The 21,690-nt window shown below is 54.3% G+C and carries 19 protein-coding genes; 11 read left to right on the plus strand and 8 right to left on the minus strand.

Annotation, left to right across the window (positions count from 1 at the left end):
* Nucleotides 1-278, plus strand: a 278-nt coding sequence (locus VMT62_01430; protein ID HVN95065.1) for a hypothetical protein, incomplete at its 5' end; no start/stop codon positions are given.
* Between the two features lie 48 nt (nucleotides 279-326).
* Here VMT62_01430 and VMT62_01435 read toward each other — a convergent pair.
* Nucleotides 327-1,259, minus strand: a complete 933-nt coding sequence (locus VMT62_01435; GenBank protein ID HVN95066.1) for a hypothetical protein — start codon at nucleotides 1,257-1,259, stop codon at nucleotides 327-329.
* 396 nt (nucleotides 1,260-1,655) lie between these two features.
* Between VMT62_01435 and VMT62_01440 the strand changes: the two genes are divergently transcribed.
* Nucleotides 1,656-1,928: a rhodanese-like domain-containing protein gene (locus VMT62_01440; protein ID HVN95067.1), complete on the plus strand. Its 273-nt coding sequence runs from the start codon at nucleotides 1,656-1,658 to the stop codon at nucleotides 1,926-1,928.
* A 197-nt stretch (nucleotides 1,929-2,125) separates the two neighbouring features.
* Here the strand turns inward: VMT62_01440 and VMT62_01445 are convergent, their stop codons facing one another.
* Entirely contained in the window at nucleotides 2,126-2,656 is a 531-nt protein-coding gene (locus VMT62_01445) for a DoxX family protein (GenBank protein HVN95068.1), read from the minus strand.
* 282 nt (nucleotides 2,657-2,938) lie between these two features.
* Between VMT62_01445 and VMT62_01450 the strand changes: the two genes are divergently transcribed.
* The 4 genes from VMT62_01450 to VMT62_01465 all read left to right on the plus strand — a co-directional run bounded on the left by VMT62_01450 (nucleotide 2,939) and on the right by VMT62_01465 (nucleotide 11,486).
* Nucleotides 2,939-4,201 (plus strand): glycosyltransferase, encoded by a 1,263-nt coding sequence (locus VMT62_01450; GenBank protein ID HVN95069.1) that lies wholly within the window; start codon nucleotides 2,939-2,941, stop codon nucleotides 4,199-4,201.
* Nucleotides 4,201-8,097 (plus strand): DUF2334 domain-containing protein, encoded by a 3,897-nt coding sequence (locus VMT62_01455; protein ID HVN95070.1) that lies wholly within the window; start codon nucleotides 4,201-4,203, stop codon nucleotides 8,095-8,097. Before VMT62_01450 ends, VMT62_01455 begins: the two co-directional genes overlap by 1 nt.
* Nucleotides 8,098-8,253: 156 nt before the next feature.
* Nucleotides 8,254-9,447, plus strand: a complete 1,194-nt coding sequence (wecB, locus tag VMT62_01460) for a UDP-N-acetylglucosamine 2-epimerase (non-hydrolyzing) (GenBank protein HVN95071.1) — start codon at nucleotides 8,254-8,256, stop codon at nucleotides 9,445-9,447.
* Nucleotides 9,444-11,486, plus strand: a complete 2,043-nt coding sequence (locus tag VMT62_01465; GenBank protein HVN95072.1) for a hypothetical protein — start codon at nucleotides 9,444-9,446, stop codon at nucleotides 11,484-11,486. The genes wecB and VMT62_01465 overlap by 4 nt, the downstream gene beginning before the upstream one ends.
* A gap of 66 nt (nucleotides 11,487-11,552) precedes the next feature.
* Here VMT62_01465 and VMT62_01470 read toward each other — a convergent pair whose 3' ends face one another.
* Together VMT62_01470 and VMT62_01475 are read right to left on the minus strand one after the other, a co-directional pair.
* Nucleotides 11,553-12,611 (minus strand): radical SAM protein, encoded by a 1,059-nt coding sequence (locus VMT62_01470; protein HVN95073.1) that lies wholly within the window; start codon nucleotides 12,609-12,611, stop codon nucleotides 11,553-11,555.
* Between the two features lie 42 nt (nucleotides 12,612-12,653).
* The gene (locus tag VMT62_01475; GenBank protein ID HVN95074.1) at nucleotides 12,654-13,427 is read right to left on the minus strand and encodes a SagB/ThcOx family dehydrogenase; all 774 of its coding nucleotides are present in this window, start codon (nucleotides 13,425-13,427) and stop codon (nucleotides 12,654-12,656) included.
* Between the two features lie 182 nt (nucleotides 13,428-13,609).
* On the opposite strand from VMT62_01475, the gene VMT62_01480 reads away from it, so the two are divergent.
* Nucleotides 13,610-13,891 (plus strand): hypothetical protein, encoded by a 282-nt coding sequence (locus tag VMT62_01480; GenBank protein HVN95075.1) that lies wholly within the window; start codon nucleotides 13,610-13,612, stop codon nucleotides 13,889-13,891.
* Nucleotides 13,892-13,910: 19 nt separating this feature from the next.
* The gene (locus VMT62_01485; GenBank protein ID HVN95076.1) at nucleotides 13,911-14,267 is read left to right on the plus strand and encodes a phage holin family protein; all 357 of its coding nucleotides are present in this window, start codon (nucleotides 13,911-13,913) and stop codon (nucleotides 14,265-14,267) included.
* 125 nt (nucleotides 14,268-14,392) lie between these two features.
* Here VMT62_01485 and VMT62_01490 read toward each other — a convergent pair whose 3' ends face one another.
* Entirely contained in the window at nucleotides 14,393-14,932 is a 540-nt protein-coding gene (locus tag VMT62_01490) for a phospholipase D family protein (protein HVN95077.1), read from the minus strand.
* Nucleotides 14,933-15,128: 196 nt separating this feature from the next.
* On the opposite strand from VMT62_01490, the gene VMT62_01495 reads away from it, so the two are divergent.
* On the plus strand, nucleotides 15,129-15,518 hold the full coding sequence (locus tag VMT62_01495; GenBank protein HVN95078.1) for a response regulator: 390 nt from the start codon (nucleotides 15,129-15,131) through the stop codon (nucleotides 15,516-15,518).
* Nucleotides 15,519-15,593: 75 nt separating this feature from the next.
* On the opposite strand, the gene VMT62_01500 is transcribed toward VMT62_01495, so the two are convergent.
* The gene (locus VMT62_01500) at nucleotides 15,594-15,944 is read right to left on the minus strand and encodes a cupin domain-containing protein (GenBank protein HVN95079.1); all 351 of its coding nucleotides are present in this window, start codon (nucleotides 15,942-15,944) and stop codon (nucleotides 15,594-15,596) included.
* 222 nt (nucleotides 15,945-16,166) lie between these two features.
* Here VMT62_01500 and VMT62_01505 point away from each other — a divergent pair, with 222 nt between their 5' ends.
* Nucleotides 16,167-16,649: a (2Fe-2S)-binding protein gene (locus VMT62_01505; protein HVN95080.1), complete on the plus strand. Its 483-nt coding sequence runs from the start codon at nucleotides 16,167-16,169 to the stop codon at nucleotides 16,647-16,649.
* Nucleotides 16,646-18,808: a molybdopterin cofactor-binding domain-containing protein gene (locus VMT62_01510; GenBank protein HVN95081.1), complete on the plus strand. Its 2,163-nt coding sequence runs from the start codon at nucleotides 16,646-16,648 to the stop codon at nucleotides 18,806-18,808. The genes VMT62_01505 and VMT62_01510 overlap by 4 nt, the downstream gene beginning before the upstream one ends.
* 63 nt (nucleotides 18,809-18,871) lie before the next feature.
* Here the strand turns inward: VMT62_01510 and VMT62_01515 are convergent, their stop codons facing one another.
* Together VMT62_01515 and hcp are read right to left on the minus strand one after the other, a co-directional pair.
* Nucleotides 18,872-19,669, minus strand: a complete 798-nt coding sequence (locus VMT62_01515) for a 4Fe-4S binding protein (GenBank protein HVN95082.1) — start codon at nucleotides 19,667-19,669, stop codon at nucleotides 18,872-18,874.
* 104 nt (nucleotides 19,670-19,773) lie between these two features.
* Complete coding sequence (gene hcp, locus VMT62_01520; protein HVN95083.1) at nucleotides 19,774-21,402, minus strand: hydroxylamine reductase; 1,629 nt, start codon at nucleotides 21,400-21,402, stop codon at nucleotides 19,774-19,776.
* Between the last annotated feature and the right edge of the window lie 288 nt (nucleotides 21,403-21,690).

Raw genomic sequence — 21,690 nt, forward strand, 5'->3', positions numbered from 1 at the left:
TTAATCCCGGCGCAGGTAATAAGAACTACTGGTACGCAGGGTGGCTCCTGCAAAGGGATATCACACAATGGCTCACGGTGGGAGGTGAAATATTCCACCAGACCCCATCTACGCGAGACGCAGACCATGAGACCGGGTACAACGGGGGCGCCATTATCAACTTCAGCGACAACCACCATTTTATATTCTCGGCCGGCTCCGATATCCACGGCGTAAACCTCTTCTCCTTCTATGCCGCCTATCTATTGACGTGGGGACCTCACGAACAAAAGAAATAGAGACGTCGCCATCAAGCCGTGCCCGCCGCGAGACGAACGGGCCGAAGATTAAAACGTTTTGCCCACCTCTGCTTTTTCCTTGAGTTTCCATTCAAGCCAGATGATGTATACAATCATGAATACTGATGACACCGTGGATGGAGATGCCACCTCTTTACCAAACAGCGCGAGCGCGAGCCCGCCGGCTACGCCATAATTCTTGAGGGTGCCAAGGAGGACTAGACTCGTCACGGTCGCGGGCGGTATTTTGAAAATCCTCCTGCACACTAATTCGATAAGCCATCCAAGCACGAACGTGCTCATGACCACGACGCAGGCTGTGGGTATGAGCACAAGGGGTCTGTGAAGAAACATCTCCCGATTGAGCCCCACAATCGTGTACGTGATCAGCGAAAAACTCCAATTCGTAACGGGGCCCTTCAGAGAATCGAATCTGGCACCTATCCCGGCGAGATGGAGCACGCGCCCCAGGATAAGCGGTAGCAGGATGAGCTCGGCCATGATAACAATGAGCTTAAGCGGGGTGATGAAACTTGTCCCCAAGAAAACGATCGCCATGATGGGCATAATCACAAGGGCGCCGAGGTACCCCCCGAGGGTTCCAAGCAGGGAAAAGGCGTCGTTCCCCTGCAACAGGAACGAAAATGGGATAACTGCGGCCGCAGGGGGGACTGCCGCAACCAGAACAAAACCGGCCCGCAGATTACCATCCGTCACCAAATATCGGCTCGCCAGGAGGATGGTGCCGCTCAGTATCAGATAATTCATAACTACCCCTGCGCAGGCCGGACCGAGAACCTTCTTGACCGAACCTAAGGCATTAAATTCGATGCCCATGGTTGCAATTGTCATAACCAGGGCGAGTACCGGCAGAGTGGCGGGTTCTGTCCACGTGGCGCCCTTACCCGAGATGAGGCCCGCCAGGACCCCCAGGACCAAAATGACATTTCTGCTACGAAGCAAACGGCCTATGGTCATCATGAGTACTCTATTTTCTTTGAAATCAGGGCTTTTTGCAAGCGAAAACGGGGCGGCAATCCTTAGGGTTCAACGCGTTATACCCGTCCTTATTTATTGACGGCCTTAGGGTACGCTCTAGTTCTGATAAGTGTGCCCAATACGTAATCTGCAGGAAGGACGTTTGATCGCGGCGAATGAGTATTCTCAACCGTACCGGCGGGCGTTTTTTCCATGTGCATCACAGGCACCGCGCCACTGGCGAATTGTCATAAATGGTATTATACTCTTGTTGGTGCCAAAAGGATTCGGCTCTCATTCCCGGGCTCGTCGTATCCGGTGAAGTCGGGTTCTTAAGGCAGGATACGAGTGGGAGCAATGCTGTCAGGAGCATACAAGATCACGAAAGGGAGGGTATGTATGGTTAAGAATATTCTATCGGCCGTTCTGCTCGCGCTTCTCTTTATAGCGCATGGTCCGGCATGGGCAGATGATACGCACACGATGACAAAGGAGCAACTCCTTCCCTTGTTGGGAAAGCCGGGTGTTATCATCATTGATGTGCGCACCAAGTATGACTGGGACAATAGTAAGGTAAAGATCCCCGGGGCCGTGAGAGAAGAGGGCATGAAGTTCGGGTCCTGGATGAAGAAGTACCCCAAGGACAAGACGATCGTTCTCTATTGTGCCTGAGTGAACGATTCCACAAGTGTCAGTTTGACACAGGCATACGTAAAGGCGGGCTGGGACAAAGTGTACTCGCTGACAGGAAGTACCCCTAAGGGGGCATGGGAGGACTGGGTACAGGCCAAGTATCCCACGGTGCCCAAATAGCCCGACCCGTTTACCTCCGTGGTTGCGCGGACGGTACGGACGAGAGGGTTATTGTCTCACCATAAAAGATTGAGCTTGCGCATCCATTTCTCCGGCAACCTTTTACCCAATGAAGCCCAGTGGCGGCTCTCCCGGGGTGCAATGAGGACTGCTGCGGAAATTATGAGGATAGCAGGGTCCAGATAAATGCTCCAGGACGCCATGGTTGATCCGATAGCCCCGAAACAGCCACATTCCATGTCGATTCCGCGCGAGAGAACCACGGCCTTTGCGATAAGAAAGGAAATACTGAGCAAGGCGATACCGATGGCGCAGAGGCGGGTGAAAAGCCCGAAAAGCAGCCCGACTCCGCAGAGAAACTCGATAAACGGCAGAGTCCACCCAAAGGCGATGGCGAGCGGTCCCGGCAGTATATCGAAGTTGTAGACCATGGCCACCGAATAGTGTCTGATATCCACGAATTTTCCCAGAGAAGAGACGAGAAAGGTCGCTGCCAGTACCAAACGAAAGATGAATATCACATACCGGCTTGCCGGCAGCCTCTTTTCAATGACGCCGCCTGATCCCGCGGGCTGTTGTTCTTTCAATTCTTCTATGGCGCACCTCCCTTTGTGTAGCCAACAGAGTAGACCTTAGGACACATTACCTTAAGTCGGGCTGTCCGGTAACCTGCCTGTCCGGAAATAATAACTTTACCAAATATAATCCTCTTTCCGCCTGACCGCAACCCGGGCATTCTTTTAGTCATCCGATACTTGGAGTGCTTTTTTCACTTGCTATTTATCCGGCTACGCGATAAATAGATACGACCTATTTTTCTGTGAGGGGAAAGTCCGTATTCTCCCGTATGTGATAGTGTAATCGAGGTTATGTACTCATCTCTCTGGCTTGATACTTTTTTTGTGGCATCTGCAGCAATCCTGTGGTTTATGATCGTCTACCAGTTGCTGCTATTTGTCACGGGATATCTTTACAGCCGACGTGATGCCTGGGTGGTCCCATCTCTTCCCCGGGGATCGGATTGGCCCATGGTATCTATCCTTGTGCCGGCTCGAAACGAAGCCCGCGTCATCGACGGTACGCTCGAGCACCTCTTGGCGCTCGACTACCCGGCGGACCGTATGGAAATCATCATCATCGACGATGGCAGCAATGACGGCACGGGCGATATTGTAGAGACGATTGCAGCCCGCGATGCGCGCGTGCGCTGCCTAAAGGTTCCTCCCCATCTTGGCGGGAGGGGTAAGTCCGCTGCCCTGAAACTTGGTGTCGATGCGGCGCAACATGACCTCATCGCTATCTACGACGCCGACAATCGACCTGAAGCAGGGTCCCTGCGAGCGCTCGTGGCTGCCTTGGTGGCAGATCCCAATCTGGCCGCAACCGTAGGCAAGTTCCGCTGCATAAACCGGAACCGGAATCTTTTGACCCGTTTTATCAATATAGAGTGTCTGGCTTTTCAGTGGATCATGCAGGCGGGACGCTGGTCCCTGCTCGGGGTAACAACTCTGCCGGGCACCAATTTTGTGATCCGGCGGGAAGTCTTGAGTGAAGTGGACGGTTGGGACGAAAAGGCCCTCACCGAGGATGCGGAATTGACGATCCGTATTTACGAAACGGGCCGCCGCATAGGCTTTGTGCCTCGGGCCGTAACCTGGGAGCAGGAACCGGAGAAGATCACTACCTGGTTCAGACAACGCACCCGATGGGCTCGCGGTCATAATTACGTGCTTGCCAAGCATGTCCGCCGCCTCCTTGAATTGCGCCCCCGCGTCATCGCCTTTGAGCTTCTCTACACCCTCATCCTTTATTATGTGGTGTGTGCGGCAATTTTCATCTCCGACCTGCTCTTCATTATGGCCGTCTTCGGGCTCGTGTCCATCCATGCGATCGGGCCTTATTCACGTATCTGGGTGCTCGCGTTCCTGCTGTTTGTGTTGGAGGTCTCAATCACCCTGTCACGTGAAAAGGACGAGGATTCCCTGTACAATCTTGTCCTGGTGGTCTTCGCTTACTTTACCTATTGCCAGCTCTGGGTCCTTGTGGTCGCTCGTGCATTCGTCGATGACGTGATACTGCGCCGCAAGAAGATCTGGGCCAAGACCGAACGTTTTGCCGAGGTCCCCGAGTAATGGCTCGAAGGCTCTTCATCGTGCTGTTTCTGCTCCTGGTGCCTCTCGTCGCATTTGCCGCAGGGGGTAAGCAGGCGTTGATCTTATACGACGGTTCATCACAGAAGGCACACGAAGGTCTCGTGGACGCAACGCACGTCGCCAATCTGCTCGGCCACTTCGACTACCGCCCGAAACTCATCGCTATCGAGGATTACCAGGCGGGTGGCATGGCCCGATACGACGCCGTTTTTGTGGTAGGTGGTTCCGATAAGACCGTGTGGCCCGACGCAGTATTGCAAGATGCGCGCGTGCGCACGAGTACGCTGGCCTGGATAGGGTACGGCATGGACGCATTCCTTGGCGCCCCGGAAGACCATAGGCGCGGACTGAGGGTGGACAGCGTGCTTATCAATAGCCGCTTTAACCGAGTGCGATATCGCGGTGCCATCCTGGGGAAGGGCGGCGGTATGGCGACCCTTATCACCGTCACTGAGCCATCGCGGGTGAAAGTCGAGGCCGAAATGCTCGATGCCGAAGGTCACGCGTCGCCCTATATGTTACACACGGGGAACCTCTGGCTCGTGGCAGATGTACCCTTTGCCTACATCGGCGACAAGGACCGCTATCTTGCCTTCTGCGACCTTATGCACGACATGCTCGGTGTACACCATGGATCGTCTCACCGAGCCCTGATACGCCTTGAAGACGTAACGCCCGATGAAGAGCCTGAAGTGTTAAGGCGCGCTGTTAATACGCTGATCAAGGAGGACATCCCGTTCCAGATATCGCTGGTACCTGTCTTCGTTGATCCCGGGTCTCGTCGTGAAGTCCGACTCTCCGAGAGCCCCCAGATCGTGGACATACTTAAGGACGCAACCGCCAGGGGCGCGACTCTCGTGCTTCACGGCTACACCCATCAGTACCGCGGTGTTACCCCGGATGACTTTGAGTTCTGGGACGGTTTCCGCAATGCGCCGCGGGCGGATGACTCGCCGGAGCTGGTGCGGGAGAAGTTAAATGGGGCCCTTGAGGAATGCTTCCGCAGCGGCCTCTATCCGGTGGCCTGGGAGACGCCTCACTATGCGGCATCACCCGCGGACTATGTCGAATTCGCCCGCGTCTTCTCAACGTTCAATGAAGAAACCATGATCGACCTCCAGGGCTCGCAGCAGTCTTTTCCTTTTGCCACGGTAGATACACGCGGCCTGTACATCATCCCAGAGAATATCGGCTATCTTCCCCAGGAGAACCCCTCCCCTGAGACGCTTATTGAGAATGCACGAGGCATGCTGGTAGTCCGTGACGGCATCGCATCCGCATTCGTACATGATTTTCTCGATCCCCGTCTCCTGCAGGAGACGGTCCGGGGAATCAAGAAGCTGGGATATAAATTTGTCTCACTGAGTGATTTTGATTGTCGTGTGGCCTCAGATGACCGTTTGATTGTGACCGGCAAGGCATCGAGAACCATAACCCTTCACGATTCTTACTTGAGACAGTTCATCATAGGGCGAGACGGCTCACGAAAAGAGGAAACATGGGCTGCCGCGCGACAAACAGGCTCCGTGGTTGTGGGGCTGCAGCCCGGCCCCGGGGAGATACTCGTTGCCATCGGCATGGATGAACGTCCGGTCAAGCCTCCTGGGGTATTCACTCGACTTACACAGAAGCTGACGACTGCGGTTCTCAAGTGGCGACCGCAGAACCCCGTGACGCTTCAGGCGCGCGCAATCAAGGCGGCTATACTCTGGGACAAGGCGGCAGTCGGGGCTGAGAAAAATGATCAGGAGAGCTTCGCCAACACCTTTCGGGCATACGGTGCGCCCGTGAGACTCATCGCGGTTTCCGACCTGCCGAACACCACCTTCGATCCGAGCGAAGTGCTCCTCGCTCCCCACGCGGCAGCGCTCAAGCTCAGTTGGAGCGACGTTCGCCGAATCGTGCAGTTTGTGCGCGCAGGCGGTCAATTAGTGCTCGACGCCCACACGGGACTCTCCGAAGCCGTGGGTATCCGTTACCCCGGTGGCAGCGTGCCTGTGGAGCGCGTGACCGACCAGGCCCAGGTCGACCTTCCTCTGCAATGGCGTCCCGCCGTATCCATGGAGAGGTTCCGCTTGCCGGATCGAGCTATTATTATCAGCAAGGATACGGAAAATCACACCAGTCTGGCGGGGACATTCTCCGTGGGCTCCGGGAAGGTGCTCTACCTAGGCGATATGCTCGATCCGTTCACGGCCGACGGTGTGAGCCACTATCCATTCCTTTTTGAGCATACGCTCACGACCTTCGACAGGATGCAACCGGCGCGGCGGCGCATGATTGAACTCTATTTCGATCCGGGGCTTCGTACGGAGGTGAGTATTGAGGACCTGGCTGTATTATGGCGCCGCATGGGGGTGAGGGCGGTATACGCCTCGGCGTGGGTCTTTACGCCGCAGTACACGTACGACTACGACAGACTGATTCGTGTCTGTCATGCCAATGGGATTCTGGTATACGCCTGGTTCGAGTTTCCACAGGTAAGCCCTCTGTTCTGGGCTGAGCATCCTGAATGGCGTGAAAAGGCAGCGGGAGGCGAAAAGCTGCCCTCGTGGCGTCTCGCTATGAACCTCGCTAACCCCAAATGCCGTGCCGCGGTCATGGAGTTCATGTCTTCTGTGCTCAATAAGTGGGCATGGGATGGCGTCAACCTCGCCGAACTATCGTTCGACGGCAAGGCGGACGGCGATAAACCCTGGGCCATGGTGCCCCTCAATGATGACGTGAGACGCTCCTTTAGCGCCGCATATCACTTCGACCCCGGGGAGCTTTTCGATGCGGCTTCTTCCCATTTCTGGCAGCGAGATAGGGCGGGCTGGGCCACTTTTCTCGCGTACCGGAAGAGAATGGTGACCGAGATGCACCGGGCCTTTCTCACTCAACTGAAACCTTTCGCAGCATCAGGCCGTGAGGTGATCGTTACGATACTGGACAGCCTCGAGCATCCCGAAGTGGTTTCGGATGCAGGCCTCGATTCAACGGCGATTGTCGGGCTTATGCGTGAGTTTGCTTTCACGTTGCAGGTTGAGGACCCTGCGTCATCCTGGAAAAATCCGCCGGCGCGCTATGTGCGCCTGGCTGACCGATATCGGGCTATACTGCCCCATGAGGCACGCTTCATGATCGACATCAACGTGATCCCCAATCGTGCCGTAGAAGAGACGCATCTGCCTGTCTCTCAGGCGACAGGCGTGGAGCTCGCCGCCACCGTTCGCGCGGCCCGGTCGGCCTCGGATCGCGTCGCGCTTTACGGTGACGCCACGGTCAGAACCGCCGACCTCGATCTAATATCGTATGCCGCCACCGAAGACGCGCGGATCGCGACGGGTAAGCTTACCTGGTCAGTGGAGACTCCCTACAGTATAGAGATGGCCGTCTCGTCAGGCATCCGCACCTTTTATCGGGACAATCAGATATGGTCTTTCTGGCGTCCGGGGTTCGTACTCATGCCGCCGGGAAAACATGAGATCAGCGCGGACCGAAACTGGTTCCACTGGTTTGATTCCAGCGAGCTAACGCCGCAGGTGCTTCAGGTGAGCACTCCGCTTTTATCCGTGGATACGGGACATGGTGGATTGACTCTCGAATACGATTCGCCTGGGCCGGTTTATACGTGCCTCTCCAGAAAGCCGGCCGGGGTCGCTATCGACGGTGCTGACGCCACGATCCTTCCCGGGGCTCGTGAGATAGCCGCTGTTCTGGTCCTCCCGGCAGGCCATCATAAAGCGACCATTGCCGCCTCAAAAGGGGTCGGATTGTTTGTCGATTTCGTCAGCCTTATATCATCCTCTCTGATCGTGGCCTTTGGGACAAGCGCCATCGTAATGCTCGGTGCGCTCTACACGGGTATCCGCATACGCCGGTTCTTCCGTTGATGACGAATTGGACCGTTCTTGAGAACAAGGACTCTTCCGGTCTTTGTCATGTTCACCCTTTTTGACGTGGGGAACGGCGGTTGTGGTGACTTAAGTGTTCACCGGATGTACGGCGCATCGTGATCCTAAAACAAATAAGCGCGTGGAGGTGTTTTGTTGTTCAGATTTGTCGTAGTCTTTGGCACCCGCCCCGAAGCAATCAAGCTGGCGCCCATCGTTCTTGACCTTAGGTCCCGTCGAAATTGCGAGACCATAGTCTGCGTCACCGCGCAGCAGCGGGAGATGTTGGACCAGGTGTTGCAATTCTTCGCTATTGTACCTGAGGTGGACTTGAATCTCATGCAGCCCGATCAGAGTCTCGCCGAGTTTGCAGGACGGGCTATTCCACAATTAGAAAGGGTCTTTGCCCAATATGCCCCGGACATGGTAGTTGTGCAAGGTGACACATCCACAGCCCTGTACGCTGCCCTCGCTGCTTTTTACCGGCAAGTCCCGATAGCGCACGTGGAAGCGGGGTTACGCACCGATGACATCTATTCGCCGTTTCCCGAGGAAGCAAACCGGGTGCTCATATCACGGCTTGCGGCGCTCCATTTTGCCCCCACCCGTCGGGCCGCCGATAACCTTCTCAAGGAAGGGATCGCGCCGGACCGTATTTTCGTGACCGGCAACACCGGCATTGACGCTCTCCTCATGACGGCGGAACGCACCGATCAAAGCATGCTCGCCGGTGCATTGGGAAAGATGGCGCTCGATGAGCGTCAACTGGTCCTTATCACCGCGCACCGCAGGGAGAACTTCGGCGAAGCCTTTCTATCGCTCTGCAATGCGATTGCCGATCTGGTAGTGCTTCGTCCCGACCTGTTATTTGTCTACCCGGCTCATCTGAACCCGAACGTACAGGACCCGGTGGACCGCATCCTGCGACCACTTGCAAGCCGTGTCGACAACCTGCTCATACCTTCTCCGTTTCCCTATCACGAGTTTGTCGCCCTTATGAAACGCTCCTCTATTATCCTCACGGACTCGGGCGGTATTCAGGAGGAGGCGCCGGGCCTGGGCAAGCCGGTGCTCGTGATGCGTAAGACCACAGAACGACAGGAGGCCGTGGATGCGGGAACGGCGCGTCTGGTGGGCACGTCCCGGGAAGTGATCGTGCGTGAAACGCTCAGCATCCTCGATAACCGTGAGATTTACCGGGCCATGTCGCAGGCCGCCAATCCTTTCGGCGACGGGCATGCAGCAGCGCATATTGTGAGCCACTGTTTCTCCTATCTCAATATACTACGCGATGCGAATCGAGAAGCCCCGGCTTTGGAGGAACTATCCGAGACCGGGAAAACGTCGTGAAAGCGCTCTCGGGCGCTCTTTGGCGCTCGGTACTGATCGGGCTCGTATGCGTCGGTCTCGCTCTTATGCTTTCTTTCCCTGTCGCCCTGTCTGCGGCAGAAATCCCCGAAGTGCCGGGTTTTTTTCTCGCGGCCGGCTCCGAGACCGCCTGGTCCTCTATCTTGAGGAGCATCGGGCTAAAGGAACGAAGTGCAGAGGACGCCCGCGTCATTGTGCTGCCTCAGGACAGCACTATTCACATTGAGGAAATTCCGGGGAAACTGACAGCCGGCCGGATTCTCGTCCTCGAAGGCGATTCCGAGACTGCGAGGACGCTCGGCATTCGGGCTACCGCACAGCATGTACGGGTGCGCAGGATACATGATGCCCACCAGCCAAATCTGTCCATTGCCTGGGAAGAATCTGTAGATCTGCCTGTTTTCAAGCTTCCCCGCACGGCCAAGATTGTGACGTGGGACCGGGTAAGCGGGGCCCCGCTTACTGCAATTTTGAGATGGGGACACGGTAGCGTGCTCTGGGTTGCCGCATCCATTGGCCTCGAGGGCTATGAACGATTCCCTTTTCTGCTCAACACCTTGTACGATATGGGGGTGCATCCGCTCTTTGAGTCTTCCCGGCTCGCGGCCTTTTTCGATTTTGCGTTTGAGCGTAATCGCGACGAGGGCAAACTTGCACGCGAGTTGCGCCGGATGGGCATCGCTGCCGTACATGTTGGTGCGTGGGAATTCTTTGAACGAAAAAGCATTCTCAACCACCGTCTTAAGAAATTGATTGAGGCCTGTCACCGCGAGGGTATTCTCGTCTATGCCTGGTTGGAACTGCCGCACGTAAGTGTTAAGTTCTGGAAGTCCCATCCTGAGTGGCGAGAGAAGACGGCCCTGCTCAAGGATGCCGTAGGCGACGACGGGTGGCGTCTCGCCATGAATCTTAACAATCCCGATTGCCGGCGTGCAGTTGTCCGGGGCATCAGAAGCACCATAGAGAGGTTCGACTGGGACGGCGTAAATCTTGCGGAACTCTATTTCGAAGGCGCGGACGGTCTTTCCAAGCCGGAGGAATTCACCCCCTTAAGCGCGGATGTGCGGCGGGAAGTTGAGTACGCGTACGGCTTCGATCCTGTCGGGCTTTTCCAAAGCAAAGAGCCCGATCCGGAGAAATTGCGCATCTTCCTTAACTATCGTGTGGACCTGGCGGCCCGTCTTCAAGAATTCTGGATAGATGAACTGGAGAAAATGTGTGCCCTCAAACCTCACCTCGATCTGGTTCTTACCCACGTGGATGACCGGTTCGATACCACCATGCGGGACGCCATCGGCGCCGATGCTGCACGATTGCTCCGGATGCTCGATGACCATGATCTGAGTTTTATCATCGAAGACCCTTACACGGTGTGGCATTTGGGCCCGAAACGTTACGAAGAGATCGCGGCCCGGTACCGCCCGCTCACGTTCAGGCAGGACCGCCTTGGCGTGGACATCAACATAGTTGAACGTGGCGGGCACGTATATCCTACCTCAAAGCAGACCGGTGTAGAACTGACTGAGCTCATCCATACCTCCGCAGAGTCCTTTTCCACGGTCATGTACTATCACACGGGTTCGATTACGGGCCTTGATGCGCCTTTCTTGCCTTACGCGTCGTCCGTGGTCAGGCGTTGCGAGCCCGTAAGTGGTGGACTTCTTGTTGACTCGCCTTTGGGTGTGGGTGTGCGCTGGTCGGGCCCGGTGACGCTCGACGGCAGGGACTGGCCGGTGCGGGACAAGAAAAGGGTCCTCATACCTGTCGGAGAACACGTGCTGCGCCCCGCAGACACAGACATACCGGCGCTGGTAACGGACTTTACCGGCACGCTCGAGAATGCAGCAATGGCACCTGGCGGTGTGGAGATCGCCTACACAAGCCAGTCAAGGGCATTCGCGAGGATGAGCCGTAAACCGAAACATCTCGTTGTAGATGGGGTAGAGATGACGCTTCATACGATAGGCAAATATATGGTATTTTTGCCTCGGGGCAAACATAGCGCCCTGATTTTATTTTGATCGAGCCCCCACCAGAACGCGAGAAGCAACATTTTTGATAGTGTCGAAACGATCGTGATGTGCTGTTTACTCCCAATCCTCATCGGTTTGCGGCTGGGGGATCGTATAGGTCATGAGCGTGGCGATATAGCGGTCAAAACCCTGAGGGTCGCCCGCTTCGAGTTTTTCGATCTCAGGCAGGACTTTTTGCATGACCTCTTTGTCATAGACGATTTCCACTGGATAGTGCGCGAAAGAAGACCGTCTGATGAGCGAGTATACCTTCTTCTGTTCGGGTGTGAGGGCCAGGTACTTGTCGATCTCGGCGAGCATGTAGGCCTTTTTTTCGTCGAGGTAGCCGTCCACCTGCATGAGGAGGTTGGGTCCGTAATCACCGCAGGAGAAATAGCTGTGCATCTCATTGAGAGAGGAAACGAGCAGTCTTATCTCGATGACGATCTCTTCGTCTGTCATAGGTGCGAAGGCGCCTTGTTCAACCATTTTACGCATGGGTGACTGAGGGTGCAGGGCGAAGGTACGGACCCGGATGAAATCGGGCTTGACCATGTTGAGGACGCGGGCGGTCTCGCGTGCGTGCTCCTCGCTCAGTGCGCGCCCGCCGATGCCCGGCATGATATATTCCGAGAGCGATATACCAGACTCAACGACCTTCACCCCTGCCTCAATGATATCTTCAGGGGTGATCCCCTTTTTGATCATCTTGAGCACTTTTTCCGATCCACTTTCCATACCCGCATGAATCCTTGTAAGACCGGCCTCGCGTAACTGCCTGAATTCATCAACGGTCTTGCGCTTCAACGTGGTGGCCCGCGCGTAGGTCGTAATCCGTTCGATTGCGGGAAACTTTTCCTTCATATAACGGATGATTTCGAGGATGTCGGCGGTTTTCAGTACGAGGCTGTCTGCATCCTGAAGGAACGCGGTTTTTATCATGCCGGTGTGGCCCGCGTATTCTTTTGCCATATTGTCGATGTCCGACTTGACTTCTTCCACGGTACGCCGCGAGAACTTGACCCCCTTGTACGCCGGACAGAACACGCACTGGTTCCACGGACAATTTCTCGTGACCCGTACAAGCAGACTCTGCGCCTCGCTCGGTGGCCTGATTACTCCTTGCTCATACATGTTGCAATCTCCCTGTGGACTGAACTCGTTTGTCAGAACTCACTATTTGCTCTCTTCTTGAGCTTTCACGCCTACAGTAGCCATATAGATAACGGTCTCTTCGAGACCATCAAGATCAAAGATCCTGTTCACAGCATCATCATAGAAAGCCCCGACCGCACAAACGCCATACCCGAAGGCCTCTGCCGCAAGATAGAGGTTTTGTGCGATGTGACCGGCATCGAGATAGACGTACCGGTAGGACCTCTGGCGGTATTTCCATCTTCCCCGCGCAATGATCCCCGACCAGACAAAAGTGGCTTGCGCGCCCAGAATCACAGTTTGTTGCAGGCAGGCCTCCATGAGAACCTGTGAGAAATCGCCCTTTTTTAGGAGTTCGAGATCGAAATCACCCGGTCTGAAGTGATAGATACCCTGTTCGAGACCATCTACGGCCCGGACACTGAGATATGTCTCTATGGGGTAGAGCCCGCCGGCGGAGGGGGCAGTCCTGAAAAAGGTGTCTCCGAGTTGTGCCGTCAATCCCTGCGTGGCCCAGAGCAGGGCCGCAAGGTCGTTGAGCTTAAGCGTTTTTTGAGCGACATAGTCTCTGCGGGTCCGTCTTTTCAAAAGGAGTTTCCAGAGATTCGCATCACTCGGAGTTTTTGGTTGTGGAAGTCCTACGACTGAGACGGGATCTTTATACTCTTTGAAAGGTGCGGGCATGGACTGCCAGTCGAGCACATAGCTACCGAGTGTTTCGGGTGTGTATTTGGTCTCCTCTTGAAACTGCTCGCCGATTTGATACATTTTTTTGCCGCTCTTGTTTTCGCTCACCCGTTATGCCTCACTTTGTATATCAGTCTTACCATAAATATGCTCCAAATGCGCGCATAAGTCAATGGAAGGAATTGAAAGAATTGACGATTATCGTGCTTTGTTGCCACAAGAATAAAAAAGAGTTAGATTTATAAACCAGCCTATATGAGCCAGGCCCGAAAAGGAGATACATAAAGGTAATGAGCGCGCATACAACGGTCAACGATCTTTTAGAATCTCTGAATCTCACTGAAGAGGAGCTTGAAATACACAAGGACCTCATCGAAGAGTGTCGGGAAAACGAACGGAAAATAAGTGAATGTTGCAACTCGACAAAACGGAATATCGAAAGGATTTCCACCGTCTTTCAGGGCATATCGCGAACTATGGATGTCCTGGAAGTGGCACTGGAAGGTCTGATTACCGAGGCCGAGCATCTTTCCCTCAAAATGATACCCGCCGAAAAATTCTATCGCGAATAGGATGGTTCTCCCGTAAGCCATGTCGCTCATTCTCAAATGGTTTTTGATGACCATATCAGTTGGCGTTGCCGCCCATCTCATCCCCGGTGTGTCGGTCGCCGGTTTCATGGCCGCCCTATGGGTTGCGCTCTTTTTGGGGATTGTGAACGTGCTTATACGGCCCATATTGATCCTCGTGACCCTTCCGATCAATATTCTGACGCTCGGGCTCTTTACCTTTGTGATCAATGCCTGTCTCGTGCTTCTTGCGTCGGTTGTGATTAAGGGCTTTGAAGTGAAAGGCTTTTCTACGGCGGTGCTCTTTAGCATCGTTCTGTCCGTTATCAATTATCTCTTGAATGCCCTGATTCGGGCGGGTAGCCGGAATGAAAAGTAGAGCCGGCGTCTTGTTAACCGAAGCGTCCGGAAATTGCCTCACGGAGGCGCACTTCCCGTCACGCTCCGGCCTTGCCGCGATGCGGATAAAAGCTACATCGAACTGCGATCAATCGCCTTAATGTGTCAGTACTTTGATGAGTGCTGGCGATGATTAAACCAGTTGTCCGCATAGGGAGCGGCGAGCGCCTTCGACCTCACGATAAGCACATTTTCCGCATTACTTGACTCTGCTGCATTGGTGAAGTTGAATGAACCTGTGATCACCGTCTCCCGGTCTATGATCATGACCTTGTTGTGGGCGTTTGAATGTTTGTCGTCAATATACACAGAGACCCGGGCCTTTGAAAAGATCATGGCGGTTCTATAGCGCTGGTTCCTCTGTTCTATCCTGTCGAGGAGCACCTCCACATTGACACCTCTGCGCTGGGCATTAATCAGGGCATTTCTAATGGGGCTTGAAGTGAAACTATAGGCCTGTACCAGGACTTCGCGGGTGGCGCCATCGATTTCCTTGACGATCCCCCTGGTGCACCCGCCACCAGGGCTGAAATAGACCTTGGCCGGTGCATTACCGAGCATCACATCTGACGCATAGATCTCCGCCTGAGACAATACCCCAAAACACGTCAGAAAAATGATCGCGAAGAAAGCTGGTTTTTTCATAGTCATCCTCCTGGATTGGTGCCATATTGTAAAATGGGCCGTATCTATCGTCAACAGGATTCATGGGCGGTAAACGCTGATACCTGACGACGCGCCTCACCGCGCGCTACCCGCCTCCTGTGCTTAAGTTCTTGCTCAAAGTGCTGATAATATGAGTGAGAACGCCGGCTGACAAGGTGTTGCGGAGGCAGACCTCATGATGCGAAGAAAGATATTGGTTGTTGACGATAATACGCATTTCTGCAATGTGACCAAGCTGGCCCTTGAGACCATGGGAAGGTATCAGGTCATCACCGCCAATACCGGTACGCAGGGTATCACGCTCGCAAAAACACACAAACCGGATGCCATCCTGCTCGATATAAAGATGCCCAGAATGGATGGAGGAGAGGTGGCAGCGCGCCTCATGGAAGACCACGCAACAAACAGGATACCGGTCATATTCCTGACCGGTCTTGTGAGTAGCGACGAGGTTGAACAGGGTGGAGGGTATCTATCGGGTCACCCCTTCATTGCCAAGCCCTTCAAAACCGTAGAGCTCTTGAAAAAGATAGAGACCGTGTTGTTCCCCGAGCAAAGAGCATAAGGCGAGACGTTTCGTCTGCCGCACCATAGTACATTCGAGCAAAAGCTTACCCGCGAAGCGCCCCAGGGTTCTACCTTATTCGTATTCTTTCGGCACGGCGCAAATCATAACGAGCGGCTCCCCTTCTGAGGTGTTCTTGTACTGATGTTTCTCGCCGGGGAGCACGAGTCCAAAGTCCCCCGCATGGATGGGACGCTCGTCGCCGCTTTCCGTAACGCAGGCGCCGGCGCCTCTTATGACGTAGTTTACGTGTTCGAATGCATGGCTGTGATATGGTGTGTGCCCGCCGGGCTCGATAGTAAAAACGCGGAAGGAGACGGTAGGCGTTCCATCGTTTCTTGATATGGGTATTTGTTTGTAGGTATCCTTTGCCCCCTCCATGGTCATCCTGACTTGCTCCACTCGATTAAGACTCGTTATCTTCATGGATCACATCCTCCCGTAATTTTTGCCTGAGCGGTTTCATTATATCATATTTCCTTCAAACAATTCGGGCGGAAAGAGTGTGCACCCGTGTGAGCAGCCGGTATGACGCCTTCATCAGGAGACACTCATGTGAAGCGAGGCCTATTGAAAATGTGATGGCCAAGAACAAGAATATGCATATAATATAGACTACGCAGGGAGTGTCTGATAAAGGAGGCATCGATGATCGAAACCATCAATTTCAAGGTCAACAATAAGCCGGTCAGTTTAAGGGTTGACGCTGACCGTATGCTCCTGTGGGTCTTGCGCACAGACCTGGGGATCACCGGTCCGAAATACGGTTGCGGTGAAGGGATCTGCGGGGCCTGTACGGTCTTGATCGACGGTCAAGCGGCGAGGTCCTGTCAGGTTCCCGTAAGCGACGTGAAGGGACATGAGGTCATAACTATCGAAGGGCTCAAGCGAAACGGTGTGCTCCACCCGCTCCAGAAGGCCTTTGTGGAAAACGACGCCCTCCAATGTGGTTTTTGTACCTCCGGCATGATTCTCACCGCTTACAGCTTCCTCAAGGAAAACCCTAATCCGAGCGAGGCTGACATTATTCGCGGCATGGACGGTAATCTTTGCCGCTGCGGCGCTCATACGCGTATCGTTAAGGCAATCCAGAGCGCGGCGCGAGACATGAAGTCCGGGAGGAAAAAATGAAGAAAGATACAGCCAACCGATCATGGGCTGACAGTGGCGAGAAGGCCGGCGTGGTGAGCCGCCGGGATTTCTTGAAGACAGTGGGCGGTGGGATCGCGATCCTGTTCTTTGCCGGTACTCTTCCGGCCCAGCAGGCTGAGCGTCGCGCCATAGGCCAGCAGTTACCCACGGACTTTAACGCCTTTTTGCGCATCGGGGCGGACGGCCGGGTGAGTTGCTTCACGGGTAAGATTGAAATGGGGCAGGGTGTGGTGACTTCACTTTCCCAGATGCTTGCCGACGAGCTCGATGTGCCTCACTCCCGTGTGGACATGGTCATGGGCGACACAGACCTGTGCCCGTGGGACATGGGTACTTTCGGGTCCATGAGCACCCGTTTCTTTGGACCGCCTTTAAGAGAGGCCGCTGCCGAGGCACGCTCGGTTCTTCTTGCCCTGGCATCAGAGTCGCTCAAAGTTCCTCAAAGCAGGCTTACCGTAAAAGATGGAGTGGTATCGGACAAGATGAATAGCGCAAAGAAGATATCCTACCAGGAGCTGACAAAGGGAAAATACATAGAAAGGCATCTCGGTCGTAAGCCCAAGCTTAAAGAGGTTGCCGAGCTCAAAGTCATGGGTAAGGGAGTGAACCGCAAAGACGGGATGCTCAAAGTAACGGGTGAGGCCCGCTACGCCGCGGACATGCGCCTGCCCGGGATGCTCTACGCAAAGGTCTTAAGGCCTCCTGCACACGGGGCAAAGCTCAAACGCTTCGACGCATCTGCGCTCAAGGACGTGCCCGATGTTCGTATCGTTGAAGACAGGGATTTGGTTGCTGTGCTCCACCCGGAACCTGATGCGGCGGAAAAGTGTTTATCCCTCATCAAAGCTGAGTTTGACATACCCGATAGCACACTCGACAACACGACGATTCATAAGCACCTGCTCGAGGCGGCCCCCAAAGAGGGGGAAGTTGTTTCCTCAGGCGGTGATCTTGAGCGAGGAGAGGGTCTTGCGGTGCAAATCTTCGATGAGACCTATCAGGACTACTATGTAGCCCATGCTACAATCGAAACCCACGCAGCGCTCGCCAGAATCGAGCGAGATAGGATCACGATCTGGGCGTCGACGCAGACCCCTTTCAGAGGCAAAGAGGAGATTGCCCGGGTGCTCGGGGTTCCTCCGGACAGGGTACGCATTATAGCACCATTTGTGGGCGGCGGATTCGGAGGAAAAAGTTTCAATCTCCAGGCGGTGGAGGCGGCACGGCTTGCAAAACTTACCGGAAGACCCGTCCAGGTCATGTGGAGCAGAAAAGAGGCCTTTTTCAATGACACGTTCCGCCCGGCATCGATCATAAAGATCAAATCCGGCCTCGACAGAGACGGCAGGATTATCTTCTGGCGTTACGATGTCTATTATGCCGGACCTCGCGGCGCGGAACAGCTCTACGCCGTACCTCACCACAAGGAGACCTCCTACGTGCATTACACGGGAACCCCCGGCACCCATCCTTTTGCTACCGGTGCGTGGCGGGCCCCGGGTAATAATTCCAATTCCTTTGCCAGGGAATCGCAGATAGATACTATGGCTGCGAACCTCAATATGGACCCGCTCGAATTTCGCATAAAAAACCTGACGGATGCGAGGATGATCAATACCTTGAAGGCTGCCGCAGCTCAATTTGGCTACAAGCCGGCTAAAGCCCCCAGCGGAAGAGGCTATGGGGTTGCCTGTGCAGCCGACGCGGGGGCCTGTGTGGCTGTAATGGCTGAGGTGGACGTGAACCGGGCAACGGGCAAGGTTTCCGTGAAACGAATTGTCTGTGCACAGGACATGGGATTTGTTGTGAACCCGGAAGGCGCCAGGCTGCAGATAGAAGGCGGTCTCACCATGGGACTTGGTTATGCTCTGAGTGAAGAGGTCAATTTCAAGGGCGGACGGATCCTCCATGACAATTTCGATACCTACGACATTCCTCGCTTCTCGTGGCTGCCGCGGATCGAGACGATACTCGTTGACAATCCTACGCACCCCGCTGAGGGTGGAGGCGAACCGCCTATCACCTGCGTGGGGGCGGTGATTGCCAATGCGATATTCGACGCGGCGGGGGCGAGGCTCCATCAAATGCCCATGACGCCCGCCCGTGTAAAGGAGGCCATGGGTTCGATAAAGAAATGAAAGGCCGGCGCTTTTCGGGGGAACCTTCTCTCGATTGAGGGTAAAGCCGAGTCGTTCCTCGATCTATGCGGCGAGCGGCCCTTGTTGTAGGACCATGCCCCTGGGGCTTATAACGACTACCTTTGTCGGAATCTTCTTGCCCGCGAGTTCCATGGCTTTCTGCACGATAAGCGGCATTTTGGAACAACACGGTACTTCCATGATAATAATGGTAATGCTTTTGATATGGGCTATGCCGAAAATATCCACGAACTTTTCAATATATTCCTCGGTATCATCAAATTTCGGGCAACCCATCATCACGACCTTTCCTTTCAGGAAATCGGCGTGAAAGTCGGGATAGGCTAAAGGCGTGCAATCGGAAGCCACGAGCAGGTCCGCATTCTTGAGAAAGGGCGCCGTGGGCGGTATAAGCTTGATCTGAACGGGCCAGTGGGTCAGGCTGGATTGCTGACGCTCCCTCGCCTTGCTACCCGTTTTGCCCTGTGAGATTTCTAAGCTCGGATCTTTTGCGTCTGGCTTTTCAAACATTTTGACCTGCGTTGAAGGACACCCGCAGGGGAGAACAACCTGGCTATTGGAATTAGTGTTCAATATTTCCGGTTCTGTCCGTCTTTTGTTCGCCAGATGGCCTTCCACGGCCTCGAGATCGAAGGCTTGAGCCTCACGTTTCACGATGCTGATGGCGCCCTGTGGACACTCTCCGAGGCAGGCCGCGAGACCGTCGCAGTAGTTCTCCGCAATAAGCCTGGCTTTGCCGTCTGCAAGCTCTATTGCACCCTCGGCGCAGGCCTTCACACACTCTCCGCAACCATTGCACTTCTCTCTATCTATACTGACGATATCTCTTAGAGTCTTCATTGCTTGCTCCCTTACGCGGAAGGTTGAAAAGCCCCTTTGGGCGAGGGAGGTGAGGAAGAATGTACACCTCCACTGCCCGCGGGTGCTATTTCTTACGCCTTACGCTATCCGAGTATGGCCTTCAGGTCCGCATCCGGCGTGGATATCGGTTTGATGTCATAGTTCTTCACGAGCACATCAAGCACGTTGGGCGTGATGAACGCCGGCAAAGTCGGACCAAGACGCATATGTTTGATGCCGAGATAGAGTAGCGTCAGCAGGATAGCTACGGCCTTCTGCTCATACCAGGAAAGAACGAGCGAGAGCGGAAGATCGTTAACGCCCACATTGAACGCCTTGGCGAGCGCGACTGCAATCTGGATGGCCGAGTACGCGTCATTGCACTGGCCCACGTCGAGGAGTCTCGGAATACCCCCGATATCGCCCAGGTCCTGATCGAAGAAGCGAAACTTGCCGCATGCAAGGGTCAGCACAACCGCATCCTTGGGCACTTTTTCCACAAACTCGGTGTAATAGTTTCTCCCTGGCTTGGCGCCGTCACAACCGGCTACGAGGAAGAAATGCTTGATCTGTTTATTCTTTACCGCATCGATCACCTTGTCGGCGACGCCCATGATGGTATTGCGTGCAAAACCCACCATGACTGATTTCCCGTTCGTATCATTTGAAAATCCCGGCAGGGCAAGTGCCTTCTGAATGACCGGGGCAAAGTTGTGGTCCGATATATGGGCCATCCCGGGCCATCCTACAGTGCCGGCCGTAAAGATCCTGTCTTTATAGGATTCAGCCGGTTTCTGCAGACAGTTGGTGGTCATGAGAATCGCTCCGGGGAACTCGGCGAACTCCTTGTGCTGGTTCTGCCATGCCGTGCCATAGTGGCCATAGAAGTGACTGTATTTCTTAAGATCGGGATATCCATGAGCGGGAAGCATCTCGCCGTGTGTATATATGTTGATGCCCGTGCCTTCTGTCTGTTTGAGCAGTTCTTCGAGGTCCTTTAAGTCATGCCCCGATATGAGGATGGCCTTTCCCTTCTTGGCGCCGAGAGGGACCTTGGTGGGCATAGGGTGGCCGTAGGTCATGGTGTGCGCCTCATCGAGCAGTTCCATGGCCCTAAGGTTCACCTCGCCGCATTTCAGCACCAGACCGAGCCAGTAGTTGAGATCGCCTTTGTTCTCCAGAATTGCCTTGAGTGCGTCGTAGAGGAAGGCGTAGACGAGCTCGTCTTCTTTGCCTAAGATCTGCGCATGATACGCATATGCGGCCACGCCCTTGATACCGAAGAGCAGGGTGTGCATGAGAGAGGCTATATCGGCGTTTGAACTGGCGGTTTCTTTAAGCCCCACAGCGTCGCCCTGCTTGATAAGACCTTCAAGGGTGGCCTGTGGTACGAGCAGAGTCTTACCCGAAATATAGGTCGTATTTCCGTCCTGCTTCTTGATTTTGCCGATAAGGGCGTCCCGTGCCGCTATGGTACGTTCAATCATCCCTTTGAGACGGATGGGATCAAAGTCCACATTGGTCAATGTGTGAAAGAGTGCCTCAGTGACCAGCACGTTGGTTGCTTTGTCGACAACCCCCAACCGTCTGCCTTCGGCGGCATAGTACGAGAGTTCTTCCAGGGCATAGACGAGAAGGTCTTGAAGCGATGCTATCTCCGGCTGCTTTCCGCATACGCCTATTTTGGTACAGGCCTGTGTTTGTGCCGTTTGCTCACACTGATAACAGAACATATAATCCTCCTTAATCTGTTTATTTTGATTTCTTTCATAGTATGAATATAAGTCGCCTTATATAGACGTGCCTTGACTTAAGTCAAAAATAAAAAGGATTTGTAGCCGCGTGTTAAAAAAAGCAGGCAAAGAATGTTAAAAGTGCCTTCTAAAAACTGCTTGATACAATCAAATTACATTTGATTTCGACCGGGCGGACCGTTCATCTTCGAACGACTCACAACACTGTCCTTGCTCGACCACCTCATCAAATACAAGTAAATTGCACGAAAAATGATAGAGAAATTG

Source organism: Syntrophorhabdaceae bacterium, from assembly GCA_035541755.1.
Taxonomy (GTDB): Bacteria; Desulfobacterota; Syntrophorhabdia; order Syntrophorhabdales; family Syntrophorhabdaceae; genus PNOF01.